Origin of the sequence: Streptomyces justiciae (assembly GCF_015163075.1) — a bacterium.
In the GTDB taxonomy this organism is placed as follows: Bacteria; Actinomycetota; Actinomycetes; order Streptomycetales; family Streptomycetaceae; genus Streptomyces; species Streptomyces justiciae.
This window is the reverse complement of sequence record NZ_JADDXU010000006.1, coordinates 246025-257303: the sequence shown is the minus strand read 5'-3', so window position 1 is coordinate 257303 and position 11279 is coordinate 246025. Positions and strand designations below refer to the sequence as shown.

Annotated in this window: 10 protein-coding genes and 1 pseudogene; 5 read left to right on the top strand and 6 right to left on the bottom strand. The window is 72.5% G+C overall.

Features of this window, described 5'->3' with window-relative positions; all coding sequences use genetic code 11:
* The first annotated feature begins 19 nt into the window (after positions 1-19).
* Entirely contained in the window at positions 20-724 is a 705-nt protein-coding gene (locus IQ210_RS19040; protein WP_194080230.1) for a fused DSP-PTPase phosphatase/NAD kinase-like protein, read from the top strand.
* Between the two features lie 40 nt (positions 725-764).
* On the opposite strand, the gene IQ210_RS19035 is transcribed toward IQ210_RS19040, so the two are convergent.
* Complete coding sequence (locus tag IQ210_RS19035) at positions 765-1019, bottom strand: DUF397 domain-containing protein (RefSeq protein ID WP_059197394.1); 255 nt, start codon at positions 1017-1019, stop codon at positions 765-767.
* Positions 1020-1880: a helix-turn-helix domain-containing protein gene (locus tag IQ210_RS19030; protein WP_097262621.1), complete on the bottom strand. Its 861-nt coding sequence runs from the start codon at positions 1878-1880 to the stop codon at positions 1020-1022.
* A 212-nt stretch (positions 1881-2092) separates the two neighbouring features.
* On the opposite strand from IQ210_RS19030, the pseudogene IQ210_RS19025 reads away from it, so the two are divergent.
* The 3 genes and pseudogenes from IQ210_RS19025 to IQ210_RS19015 all read left to right on the top strand — a co-directional run.
* Positions 2093-2728: pseudogene (locus IQ210_RS19025) on the top strand (ATP-binding protein); the annotation flags it as partial.
* A gap of 431 nt (positions 2729-3159) precedes the next feature.
* Entirely contained in the window at positions 3160-3600 is a 441-nt protein-coding gene (locus tag IQ210_RS19020) for a hypothetical protein (protein ID WP_165951128.1), read from the top strand.
* A 128-nt stretch (positions 3601-3728) separates the two neighbouring features.
* Positions 3729-5660, top strand: coding sequence for an ABC transporter ATP-binding protein (locus IQ210_RS19015; protein ID WP_194080229.1), 1932 nt, complete (start codon positions 3729-3731; stop codon positions 5658-5660).
* Here IQ210_RS19015 and IQ210_RS19010 read toward each other — a convergent pair.
* From IQ210_RS19010 to IQ210_RS19000, 3 genes are all read right to left on the bottom strand, one after another.
* Positions 5638-5829, bottom strand: coding sequence for a hypothetical protein (locus IQ210_RS19010; protein ID WP_179143344.1), 192 nt, complete (start codon positions 5827-5829; stop codon positions 5638-5640). The two genes, IQ210_RS19015 and IQ210_RS19010, sit on opposite strands and share 23 nt — an antisense overlap.
* Before the next feature lie 176 nt (positions 5830-6005).
* A complete protein-coding gene (locus IQ210_RS19005; protein ID WP_194080228.1) occupies positions 6006-6695 on the bottom strand; it encodes a DUF899 domain-containing protein in 690 nt (229 codons plus the stop codon).
* A gap of 92 nt (positions 6696-6787) precedes the next feature.
* Positions 6788-8134 (bottom strand): amidohydrolase, encoded by a 1347-nt coding sequence (locus IQ210_RS19000; RefSeq protein ID WP_194080227.1) that lies wholly within the window; start codon positions 8132-8134, stop codon positions 6788-6790.
* Between the two features lie 125 nt (positions 8135-8259).
* Between IQ210_RS19000 and IQ210_RS18995 the strand changes: the two genes are divergently transcribed.
* Positions 8260-9210 carry an endonuclease/exonuclease/phosphatase family protein gene (locus IQ210_RS18995; protein ID WP_194080226.1) on the top strand — a complete coding sequence of 317 codons (951 nt, stop codon included), beginning with the start codon at positions 8260-8262 and terminating at the stop codon, positions 9208-9210.
* Here IQ210_RS18995 and IQ210_RS18990 read toward each other — a convergent pair.
* The gene (locus tag IQ210_RS18990; protein WP_194080225.1) at positions 9207-11069 is read right to left on the bottom strand and encodes an FUSC family protein; all 1863 of its coding nucleotides are present in this window, start codon (positions 11067-11069) and stop codon (positions 9207-9209) included. The two genes, IQ210_RS18995 and IQ210_RS18990, sit on opposite strands and share 4 nt — an antisense overlap.
* Between the last annotated feature and the right edge of the window lie 210 nt (positions 11070-11279).

The window sequence follows — 11279 nt, the reverse complement described above, 5'->3', positions numbered from 1 at the left end:
CCACTCCCCCGGGTCGCCCATGGCTGTCCTCACCGCTACCCTGCCCCGCCCCGCCTTCCACAAGCGGCCGCTCCAGCGGCGCACGCTGCGGGTTCTCCTCGCCGTCGTGCTCGGTTACGTCGTCCTGTGGGCGGCCGGCGCCGGAGGCATCCTGGCGCTGTCGTACTGGATGCGGGAGGAGACCCCGGCACCGGCCGGGACCCGGACCGTGCAGGGAGTCCACAACTTCCAGCCGGTCGACACACAGGGTCATCTGTGGCGCGGCGCGGCCCCCTCGCCCGCCGGGTATCGGGCCCTGGCCGCGATGGGCATCACCACGGTCGTCGACCTGCGCGCCGAGGACCTCAGCGCGGCCCAGCTCGCCGAGCCCGCGAAGGCCGGGCTGAAGCTCGTACGCCTGCCCATCCGGGACGGTCAGACGCCGAAGCCGGAGCAGGTGCGGGAGTTCCTCGACACCGTCGCCCACGCGTCGGGGCCGGTGTTCGTGCACTGCGGTGCGGGTGTGGGCCGTACGGGCACCATGGCGGCGGCGTATCTGGTGCAGACCGGCGAGGAGTCGTCCGCCCAGGCGGTCCGGCGCAATCTCGCGGTCGGACCGCCCTCGATCGAGCAGATCTACTACGGGCTCAACCTGAGCCCCGCGGAGGCCGAGCAGCCGCCGCTGCCCGTGGTGGTCGTGAGCCGGCTGGTGGACGCGCCCCGGCGTATCGCCTCCTGGTTCTGAGCCTCGATGCCAACCACTGCTTAAAAAGTGTCAACTGACGTCATGACAGCAGGAAGTCCGCCTCCCCTGCCTTCGCGCCCTCGATGAAAGCCGTCATCTCGTCCGTGGTGTAGATCAGCGCCGGACCGTCCGGATCGGTCGACTGGCGGACGGCGATCCGGCCGTCGGCCAGCTTCATCGCCTCCAGGCAGTTGCCGCCGTTGCCGCCGCTCCACGGCTTGTGCCAGCCCTCGCTGCCCAACTCCCGCGCGGGCATGCCGTTGTAGACCGGTATGCGCGGCTTGATGCGATCCATTCACAGCTCCTTGCGGAGATCCCGGAGGATCTCCTTCGTGCGATGTGCCGTAGCGGCCTGCGCCGCCGTGCGGTCCATGACCTCGAGGTGGGTCGCCACCTCCGCGCGCGCGTCCAGGTAGACGGCGCCGGTCAGGTACTCGCTGTAAACCATGTCCGGAAGCTCCGGCACGGCGAATCGGAACAGCACGAAGGGCCCGTACGTGCCGGGGTGCGGCCCGTTGGCGAACGGGGCGACCTGCAGCGTCACGTTGGGCAGCTTCGTGGCCTCGAGCAGTCGGTCGATCTGGGCACGCATCACCTCCGGGCCGCCCACCGGGCGGCGCAGCGCGGTCTCGTCGATGACCGCCCAGAAACGGGGGGCATCGGGACGGGTGAGCAGTTCCTGGCGTTGTACTCGCAGGGCGACGTGGCGCTCGATGTCCTCCGGCCGGGTCTGGCCGATGGCTCCGGACTTCAGCACACCGCGGGCGTACTCCTCGGTCTGGAGCAGCCCGGGCACGAAGTGCGGGTCGTAGGACCGGATGAGGCTGGCGGCGCCCTCGAGGCTGACGTACATCGAGAACCAGCCGGGCAGGATGTCGTGGTACCGCTGCCACCAGCCGGGCTTGTTGGCCTCCTCGGCCAGCTGCACGAAGGCGTCGGCCTCCTCGTCGGAGACGCCGTAGGACTTCAGGAGCAGCTGGAGGTACGGGATCTTGAGGCCGACCTCGGCCATCTCCATGCGGCGGACGGTGGCCGGGGCGACGCGGAGAACCTTGGCGGCCTCCTCGCGCTTGAGACCGGCGCGCTCGCGCAGGTCCAGCAGGCGCCGGCCGAGGACGACCTGGCCGACCGTCGGCGCGGACCGCGGCTCGCTCACCCTCCACCTCCTGGACGTCCCGGGGGCCCGGGGACCCGAAAAACCTGTGCAAAAGAATCCTGGCAGCCGGACGGCGCCATTCGAAGACCTATTCGAAGACCTGGTCGGATCTCCGGTGATCTCAACTGGCGCCGCTCGACGTGCTTGTTGCGAGCAGTGTGCCACGGCCTTCCAGACCGTCACACAGCACTCTGCAATTTTCAGAGTGACACTTGCCAAGTGTTCACGGCGGGGCGATAGTGGCAAGCGTGATTCCGTCCGCGCCCTTAGGAACAGACGCCGCCGCAGGCCCCCACAGCCTCGGTGCCGCATCGGGAGCAGGCCGCTCTGCCGGGCCCGCTGCCGAGCGCCGGTTCCGGTTCGAGCTGGCCGCACATCCGGGTTCCGCCGCGCAGGCCAGACGGCTGACGCGCGCCCGGCTGAACGGCTGGGCGGTCTGTGAGGACACCTGCGACACGGCGGCCCTGGTGGTCTCCGAGCTCGTCACCAACGCCATCGTGCACACCGCGAGCAGACACATAGTCTGCGAGCTGCACGACGGCGACGACCTGGTGCGCATAGCCGTGCGGGACGAGGGCTGCGCCCCGGGCGAGCCGCACCCGTGCGCGCCGCGGGGCGAGGAGGAGCACGGGAGGGGATTGCTTCTCGTCGACGCCCTGTGTCACTCCTGGGGCACCCATGAGCACGGTCCCGGCCTGCTGGTCTGGGCGGACCTGCCCCGTGAGGGCGACACCGCGGGGACCGGCACCGGCCCGCACAACGACCTCGGCTGGGGAGCCCGCCCCAAGCCCGGCCCGGCCGGCGGCTCGGGCGGCGAGGACGACGAGGCGGACGCCCTGCACAAGGCGGACGCACGCTACGACGCCGACACCAGCCCTCGCCACGACGCCGACGCCCGACACCACGCGCTACCGGAACACGGCGACGCGATACCGATGAACGGCGACGCGATACCCGGCCACGGCACCGGAGCATCCGGGCACAGCGACGCGCTCCCCGGCCACGGCGCGGGCATACCCCGCCCCGACGGTGCGAGAGCCGCCCGGCACGACGCAACTCCCCGGCACGACGGCACCCCCCGCCACCACGGCGGCGAGCCCTGGCCCCCCGGCGCCGAGACCTGGCACCTCGGAAGGCCCCGGCACGACGGCAGCGAGACCCTGCACTACGGGGCGCCCTGGCACGACGGCACGGAAGTCCGGTACGACGGGGCGGAAGCCCCCCACCACGGCACATCCCGGCACCACGGATCGGCGCCGCACCACGGGACGGGGGGCCCATGGCTCTGAGGGCTGCGACCGGTGGCCAGGTCATGACCCTGGACACGCTGGTCCGCCTCCGGCGGGGACTGCACACGCCGGTCACCCCCCGACGGCTCCCGGTACCCGACGGCATGACGGCCCCGCTGGGCTGCGACGCGGTGGCGGTACCCGCCCGCTTCGGCCCGCTGGTGATGCCCCGGCTGCCCCGCGTCGGCTGCGTCTACGCCGATGAGGCGCACTGGTGGTGGATCGTTCCGTCGGACTCCGACTACGCCCTGGAGTGGCCCGCGCCCGCGCGCTACGCCACCGGCGCGATCGTCCCCGACGCCCCGGGCGTCCCCGGCCTGATCCACAAGCCGGAGGGCACGGTCCCTTACACCCCGCCGATTCCCCTGTATCTGGCCCTGTGCCGGCTGACGGGGACGACACCCGCCTGGTCCCGACCGGTCAGCGCCTGAGCCTCCGTCTCCCCGCGGGCCCGCACAGGCGTACGCCCGCGCGCAACCCCGGCCGGTCTCCGCGCCCTGCCCCTGGCGACCCCCTCCCGCGATAGTGGCCCTCCGACCACGATCGGGGGAGGCCGTCGGTGGGGAAGAAGCGCGACGCCGGAGAGCCTGAGGTGTCGGAGTCGGAGCGGCTGCTCTTCGGTGGGCCGCTGCGCTACGACATGGGCTGGAACAGCCACTCCGACGCCCGGCTCCAGCTGAACTTCCGGGAGATGGTGCGCCAACTGCCCGCGCTGCTCTCGCTCAGTTTCCGGCTCGCCTGGCAGGCCGACCGGCGGGCCGCGAAGGTCGTGCTCGGCGCCGAGGCGGGCCGGGGCGCGGCACAGGCGGTGAGTCTGCTGGCCGTGAACAGTGTGCTGGGGCAGCTGATCGGCGGCGGTTCGATCGAGGAGCGGTTACGGGGTGCCGTCCCCGCCCTCGTCGCGATGGCCTCGGTGATGCTGGTGGCCGCGGTGCTGCGGGCCGCGTCGACGTACGCCACCGGACGCCTGGAACCGAAGGTGGAGCGGGTGGCGACCGAGCGCTATCTGGAGCGGGCGGCCGCCGTGGAACTGGCCGCGATCGAGGACCACGCCTTCCACAAACTGCTGGACACCGCCCAGTACGGCGCCTCGTCCGCCCGCCGCATGATCGCCTACGCCACCCGGGTCATGAACGCGGCGATCTCGCTGATCGCGGCGGCCGGCGTGCTGACCGTGCTGCACCCGGCGCTGCTGCCGCTGCTGGTGACCATGACCCTGCCCAGCGCCTGGAGCGCCCTGACGATCGCCCGGCGCCGGTACGAGTCCTTCCACACCTGGGTGCAGCACGCCCGCGCCGGTCATCTGCTCAGCGAGCTGCTCACCGAACCGACCGCGGCGCCGGAGATCCGGGTGCACGGCGTCGGCCCGTTCCTGCTGCACCACTACCGGGCCATGTCGGAGGTCGCGGAGGCGGAACAGGCCCGGCTGGCCCGGCTCGCGGCCCGTACCGGGCTGATCGCGGCGTTCTGGACGGGGCTCGCGACGGTGGCGACGTACGCGACGCTCGGCGGGCTGCTGCTCGCCGGGGCGATGGCGCTGTCGGTGGCGGGCACGGCGGTGATCGCGATCCGTTCGGGTTCCGCCAGCCTGGACAGCCTGGTCCTGGAGGTGAACCAGCTCCATCAGGAGGCCCTCTTCGTCGGCGATCTGCAACGGCTGTACGTCGAGGCCGAGCAGCGCGCGATCCCGGTCGGCGGACGGGAACTGCCCGAGGACCCGCGGGAGATCCGATTCGAGAACGTCACGTTCAGCTATCCGGGCGAGTCCACGCACCCGGCCCTGGACGACGTGACGCTCACGCTCCCCCTCGGCCGGATCGTGGCGCTGGTCGGCGAGAACGGCTCGGGCAAGACGACCCTGGTGAAGCTGCTGGCCGGGCTCTACAAGCCGGACCGGGGCCGCATCCTGTGGGACGGCGTGGACACGGCGGACGCGGACCGGCATCTGCTCGCCGAGCGGATCGCGATGGTGGCGCAGGACTTCAAGCGCTGGCCGTTCACGGCCCGGGTCAATGTGGCGGTCGGCCGGTCGGCGGCGCCGCTGACCGAGGAGCGGATGGCCGACTCGATCGCCGAGGCCGGCGCCCAGGACGTGGTGGCGGATCTGCCGCGTGGCCTGGACACGCTGCTGGCCCGCCATTTCAGCGGCGGGCACGAGCTGTCCGGCGGGCAGTGGCAGCGCCTCGGCATCGCGCGGGCGGCCTACCGGCGCGGCCGCATCCTGATCGTGGACGAGCCGACGGCGGCGCTGGACGCGCGGGCCGAGCTGGAGGTCTTCGAGAAGATCCGCGCCCTGGCGGGCAGCGGGCAGACGGTCGTCCTGATCACCCACCGGCTGGCGTCCGTACGGCACGCGGACCTGGTGCACGTCCTGGAGCAGGGCCGGCTCGTCGAGTCGGGCACCCCCGAGGAGCTGCTGGCGACCGGCGGCGTCTACGCCGAGCTGTACTCGCTCCAGGCGGACCAGTTCACGGCACCGAAGGCGAGCTGACCGCGGTGTCCGCGGGGACGACAACCAGGAACGCGTCCGTCGCGAGGTCCATCACGACCTCGGCGGGCGTGCCCTCCATGCGCCGTGCGTGCGCGAACTCCTCCGCGGGCCAGGAGCCACGCGGGCCACCGGCGGGAAAGCGCTCGAGCACCTTTCGCCCGTTCACCATCCTGCACCTCCGATCAAGCGTCCTTCTGTAAGGAGTTAACGCTCTGGAGGCCCGGAACGGCTCGTTGAGTTGCGGGACTGAGACGTAGTTGACACCGGTTCAGCGCGCAGCGTGAGAAACCGGTTACCGAACGGTCACTTCCGTTACCGCTCGTGTCATTTCCTGCACTCTCCGCGTCAATCGTCGTACTCGTCGTGGTAGCGGACGCGCTCGCTCCCGGCGGGCGCCCCCAGCGCCGACGCGCGCCCCTTGGGCTCCTCCCACTCCTCCTGCCGGCCCAGCGCGGTGAGGTCCAGGAGGCTGGTCGTGGAGCCGAGCCCGTCCAGGCCTCGCTCGTACGTCGAGTACGTGTGGAAGACGCGGTCCCGCTCCCGCAGGAAGCAGCTGACGCCGGGCCGCTCGACGAGCTCCCCCTCGTGCACGAGGGTCGCCTCGAAGTCGCGGTTGAAGTCGCCGCCGTACGACGAGTACCAGGGCAGGGTCCATCCCATCCGCGCCTTGAACGGCAGGATCTTCGTGTACGGCGCCCGGGACACCGCCGCGAACGTGGTGCCCCGCGCCTTCAGATGCGCCAGATGCCCGATCTGGTCCAGGAACGCCGAGCAGCTGCGGCAGCCCGCGTCCCACTCCGGCGCGAACATGAAGTGGTAGACGACGAGCTGGGACCGCCCTTCGAAGAGGTCGAGCAGCGTCGCCTTGCCGTCGCCGCCCTCGAAGAGGTACTCCTCCTCGATCTCCACCATGGGCAGCCGGCGCCGCTCGGCGTTGAGCGCGTCCCGCGCCCGTGTGGCCGCCTTCTCCCTGACCAGCAGTTCCCCGCGCGCCGCGCGCCACTGCGCGCGCGAGACGATCTCCGGAAGCGACATGAACCCTCCTGTGCAACGGTCCCTTCGGGGGGTGACCGATGGCGGCGGCGGAACTCATCGCTGTGCCGGGAAATTCTTTTTCCGGCGGGCTCTCAGGTGTCGTAGTCCTGGATCCGTCTGCCGTGGCTCCGGTCGAGAAGCGCGGGCATCCGCTCCCCCAACTCCCTGACGACACCGGGCACATCGATGGTCAGCAGCTCCCGGTCGCGCATCAGGACCCGTCCGTCGACGATCGTCGTGCGGACGTCGGAGGAACGGGCGCTGTGCACGAGGGTGGCGGCGAGGTCGTGGACGGGCTGGGTGTGCGGGCCGCTGAGGTCGACGAGGACGAGGTCGGCGCGGCGGCCGGGCGCGAGGGTGCCGAGGGTGTCGCCGAGTCCCACCGCGCGGGCGCTCTGGAGGGTGGCATGGTGCAGAGCCTGGCGGGACGTCAGCCAACGCGGGTCGCCGGTCGTGGACTTCTGGATGAGCGCGGTGAGCGCCATCGACTCCCATACGTCGAGGGAGTTGTTGGAGGCGGCGCCGTCCGTGGCGAGGCCGACGGGGATGCCGAGGTCGTACAGGGCGCGGACGGGTGTGGTGGTGGGCCAGGCGAACTTGAGGTAGCCGCGGGGCGCGGTGGCGACGGAGACCCGACCGCCGGCACCGGCAAGGACGGGCAGGTCGCGGTCGAGGATGCCGGTGCCGTGGGCGATGAGGACGTCGGTGTCGAGGATGCCGGTGCGGGCCAACACCTCGATGGGGGTGACGCCGTGGCGTTCGAGGCTGGTGTCGGCCTGGTCGCGGTTCTCGGCGGCGTGGAGATGGACGGGGAGGCCATGGGCGCGGGCCAGTTCGGCGGTGGCGGCGAGGTCGGCGTCATCGACGGTGTAGGGGGCGTGCGGGGCGAGGGCGGTGGTGATGCGACCGGCGGCGCCGCCGCGGTGCCGGAGCGCGAACTCCAGTGATTTCTCCCGCCCTTGAGGGCCCTGGGAGGAGAAGTAGGCCTCGCCAAGGTGCGCCCGGATGCCGCACTCCTCGACGACCGAGGCGACGGCGTCCATCGAGAAGTAGTGGTCGGCGAAACAGGTGACGCCGCCGCGGATCATCTCCGCGCAGGCGAGCCGGGCGCCCAACTCCACGTCCCGCTCGGTGAGGTTGGACTCGACGGGCCAGACGACGTCGTTGAACCACTCCTCGGTCGGCAGATCCTCGGCGACCCCGCGCAGCGCGACCATCGGGGCGTGGGTGTGACAGTTGACGAGCCCGGGCATGGCCACCTGCCCACGGGCGTCGATGTGTTCGGCGGCGGGCGGCGGCGGTTCGGTCGCCGTGAGGGACTCGATGACACCGCCCCGGACGACGATGGTGGCGTTCTCCTCGAACCCGATGCGCTCCTCGTCGTCGTGGACGAGGGCGGTGCATCCGGTGATGACGAGGTCGGCGGGAGAGTCGGTCATCACGCCAACGTACGGCGTGGTCGTCGGGCCGCGTGAGCCGAACCGCGCATCGTGTCCCGACTCTGTCGCCGCGTCGGCCGGACGAGCACGCTGGCCTCACCACACCGTCCGGAAGGGGGACCGGCATGCTCATCGGCACCTGGAACCTGGAGAACCTGTACCGCCCCGGCGGCCCGTTCGGCCCGGCCGACAAGACCGCGTACGAGACGAAGCTCGCCGCCCTCGCCGCCACGATCACGGCCCTCGACCCGACGCTGCTGGGCGTGCAGGAGGTCGGTGAGCCGGAGGCGCTGCGGGACCTGGTCGGCATGCTGGACGGCGACTGGCACACCGGGCTGTCCCGGCACCCGGACAGCCGGGGCATCCGGGTCGGGTTCCTCAGCCGGGTCCCGTTGGAGGTGCTGTCCGACGCGAACGCGTTCCCGGCACGGCTGCGTCCGGTGCAGGCGGACGACGAGGGCGGGGTGGCCGCGGAGGCGGGCCGCGGCTTCCTGGCGGTGGAGGCGGCGACGGAGGCCGGCCCGCTGCGGGCGGCGGTCTGCCATCTGAAGTCGAAGCTGCTGTCGTATCCGGGCGGCCGCTTCGTGCCCCGCGACGAGGGCGAACGGGCGCGCTACGGAGCGTACGCGCTGTACCGGCGGGCGGCGGAGGCGACGGCGTTGCGCGCGCTGGCCGATGTGCTGCTGGCGGGTGACGGGCGGGAGCGGGACGTGGCCGTGCTGGGGGATCTGAACGACGAGGTGCAGGCGGCCACCACGCAGATCCTGCTCGGCCCGCAGGGTTCCGAGATCGGCACACCCGGCTTCGACAAGCCGGACAAGGGGGATGTGGAACGGCTCTGGAGCACCGCCCCCATGATCCCCCTCGAACAACGCTACTCCCGCCTCAACTCCGGGCGCCGCGAGCTGATCGACCACATCCTGGTGAGCCATCGCCTGGTCTTCCGGGTGACGTCGGCAGGCACCGGCCTGCCGGGCGAGGAGGTCCCCCGGCTGCCGTCGGTGGGCCCGGACCCGGCGGAGCGGCGAGGGGCGCCGGGGTCGGATCACGCGCCCGTGTGGATGCGGATCGGCTAGACGGCCAGCGGCAGTTCGGGCAGCCGTACCCGCAAATGATGTTTCCCTTCCGCCAGTTGCTCCAGCAACCCGGCGAGCCGTTCGGTGTGCCGCGATGTGAGTCGGCCCGAGTCGTCGAGGTGCACGGCACACGCCGTGGTCGTGTCGACGAGTTCCTCGAGTACGGCGACGACATCCCCCGCGCCCGCCGAGTGCCGGGCGAGCGGCGGGAGTTCGGCGGCGGCGAGGGCGATGGCGGTACGGGCCTCGGCGAGCGTGCGATAGGCCTCGCGGCGCAGGGTCCAGCGGACGCGACGGCTGTGGGTGTCCGGGTCCGTCTCGTGCAGGACGTGGGAGAGATAGGCCTGGGCGGCCTCGCTCGCCGCGCCGAGCCGGGCCCGTACTCCGCCGCCGCGCTGCCCCGGCATCGGCAGATGACCGACGACGAGCACGAGCGCGCAGGCCAGCAGCGTCTCGCCGATCCGGCTCACGGAGGCCTGCGGTTCCCCGCCGACCATCACCAGGGCGAGCACGAGGACGGTGACCACAGCGGTCTGGGCGGCAAAGTGCCGGGTGGCGACGGGGATGAGCGCCCCGCTCACGGCGACGAGCGCGATGAGCCCCTCGGGCCGGGGCAGTACGGCGGCGAAGGCGGCGAACACGAGCGCGCCGAGGACGGTCCCCGCGGCCCGGCACAGCACCCGCGAGACCAGCGGCCCCAGATCCGGCTTGACGAGGAAGACGGCGGTGGCGGGCAGCCAGTACCAGTGCTCGTGCTGCCCGTACCAGTGGGAGTGGTGCAGGCCCTGGGCGATAGCGGCGCTGGCGCCGAAGCAGAGGGCGACCCGCAGCCCGTACTCCCGTCCGCCGCTGCCGAACGCGGCCCGCAGCAGATCCCCGGCCGCCCTCCGACGCGTGTGCAGATCTCCGCCCTTGCCGCGGTCGAAGGCCTCGGCGGCGTGCAGCAGGGCGTCGTCGAGTGCGCGCAGCGCGGGGGCGGACCGGGAGGGCGCGGGCAGCGGCCCGGTGTGCGTGTTCTCGCGTACGGCGGTGGCGAGCCGCCGGGGACCGGCCGAGGCCCGCCCGGTCAGGGGTTCGCCGGCCCAGGCGAGCGCGGTGGCGGCCTCGGCGAGCGGGAGCGCGGCGGCGTACTGCGCGTGCAGGCGCCGTTCGGCGGCGGAGCTGGCGTAACGCCGCAGTCGGGGCCCGGCGAGGGCGTCCTGGGCGTGGTCGAGAGCGGCGGTGAGGGCGGCGCGGCGCGCGGTGGCGTGGCCGGCGCCGACCGCGTCGAGGAGGTCGGCGACGGCGTCGTACACCCGCGCGACCGCCTCCCGTTCCCCGTCGAACCGGAAGTCACCGGCGAGCGAGCCGGGCGTCGGCAGGGCCAGGCGCAGCCCGAGCAGCCAGGCGGCACCGGCGAGATAGCCGAGCGCCCGCACGGGGCCCGGCTCCGGCAGCGGCATCCCGGCCCCGATCGCGGAGGCGACGAGCAGCTGCGTCCCCGCGCCGGAGGCGACGGGCCCGATGGCGCTCATGCCGCCCGCGACCAGCCCGAGCCCGGTGAGAAGAAGAGTGAGAGGGAGAGCGGATACGTGCTGTCCGGCGTACGTCCCGACGAGCATCCCCAGTGCCCCTGCCACTGCCGGGAGCCCGATCCGCTGCACGGAGGCCCGCCGACTGCCGGGCCGGTCGTTGATGCCGGCGAGCATCGCGGCGATGGCGGCGACGACACCGAGGGAGGTGCGGTCGGTGAGCACGGCGGCGAGCAGGAGGGGTCCGGCGGAGAGGGCGCCGCGCAAAACAGCGTTCCAGGGGACGGGGCCGCGCTGGGTGCGGAGGGTGTGGGCGAGCCAGGGCGGGAGGGCGAGCGGGCGGGACACTGGGCTCCTGTCGTCTGGTCGAGGGCGGGGGTGTGCCTTCGGGCGACGGTGGCCGGGCGGTAGATGTCCACGGTAGATCGCGCGGGGGGAGAAGTTGGGACGGCCGTATTTCGGGGATGTGACGGTTGGCCCGAAGGCCGCTTTCTTTATGAACTCAACTGTCCGCGGGATGAACTCAACGGTCCGCGGGCTCCGGAAACGGGAGCGGAC

What these genes read in the sequence shown, in the direction of transcription:
- IQ210_RS19000 (WP_194080227.1), bottom strand. Translation starts at nt 8,134, where the DNA reads ATGACCGACTCTCCCGCCGACCTCGTCATCACCGGATGCACCGCCCTC.
- IQ210_RS19005 (WP_194080228.1), bottom strand. Translation starts at nt 6,695, where the DNA reads ATGTCGCTTCCGGAGATCGTCTCGCGCGCGCAGTGGCGCGCGGCGCGC.
- IQ210_RS19035 (WP_059197394.1), bottom strand. Translation starts at nt 1,019, where the DNA reads ATGGATCGCATCAAGCCGCGCATACCGGTCTACAACGGCATGCCCGCG.
- IQ210_RS19040 (WP_194080230.1), top strand. Translation starts at nt 20, where the DNA reads ATGGCTGTCCTCACCGCTACCCTGCCCCGCCCCGCCTTCCACAAGCGG.
- IQ210_RS19010 (WP_179143344.1), bottom strand. Translation starts at nt 5,829, where the DNA reads ATGGTGAACGGGCGAAAGGTGCTCGAGCGCTTTCCCGCCGGTGGCCCG.
- IQ210_RS19020 (WP_165951128.1), top strand. Translation starts at nt 3,160, where the DNA reads ATGGCTCTGAGGGCTGCGACCGGTGGCCAGGTCATGACCCTGGACACG.
- IQ210_RS18995 (WP_194080226.1), top strand. Translation starts at nt 8,260, where the DNA reads ATGCTCATCGGCACCTGGAACCTGGAGAACCTGTACCGCCCCGGCGGC.